Origin of the sequence: Actinosynnema sp. NPDC023658, assembly GCF_040639995.1 — a bacterium.
Taxonomy (GTDB): domain Bacteria; phylum Actinomycetota; class Actinomycetes; order Mycobacteriales; family Pseudonocardiaceae; genus Actinosynnema.
The window spans coordinates 2,528-2,954 of record NZ_JBFAAX010000714.1 but is presented as its reverse complement, the minus strand read 5'-3'; the positions used below and the strand labels follow the sequence as shown (position 1 = coordinate 2,954).

The 427-nt window shown below is 76.8% G+C and carries 1 protein-coding gene; it reads right to left on the bottom strand.

The genetic code is table 11. The features are described from left to right. Positions 1-427, bottom strand: a 427-nt coding sequence (locus AB0G02_RS33660) for a class I adenylate-forming enzyme family protein (protein ID WP_360802442.1), incomplete at both ends; no start/stop codon positions are given.

Below are 427 nucleotides of genomic sequence, written 5' to 3'. Positions count from 1 at the left end.
ACCGTCCTTCTCCACCCGGTACGGCGCTCGCAGGTCGCCCGCCAGCGCGAGCCGCGCACCGGTCGAGTCGTCCGGCGGCAGCAGCGCCGCCAGCTCCACGCCCGGCACGTCCAGCGCCGCCGCCTCGACCTCCAGGGAGCTGACCCGGATGCCGCGCTGCTTGTAGATGTCGTCGTCGCGGCCGACGAAGTGGAGGTGGCCGTCCTCGTCGAAGCGGCAGCGGTCGCCGGTGTGGAGCACCGGTTGGCCGAACGCGTCGCGGCGGAACCGGCGGGCGGTCAGCTCGGGCGCGCGCCAGTACCCCGCCATCACGTTCGGCCCGCGCACCACCAGCTCCCCGACCTCGCCCGCCGGCAGCCGGTGGCCGTCCTCGTCGGCGGCGTAGGCCTCGGTCCCCGGCAGCGGCAGGCCGCACGAGCCCGGCCGG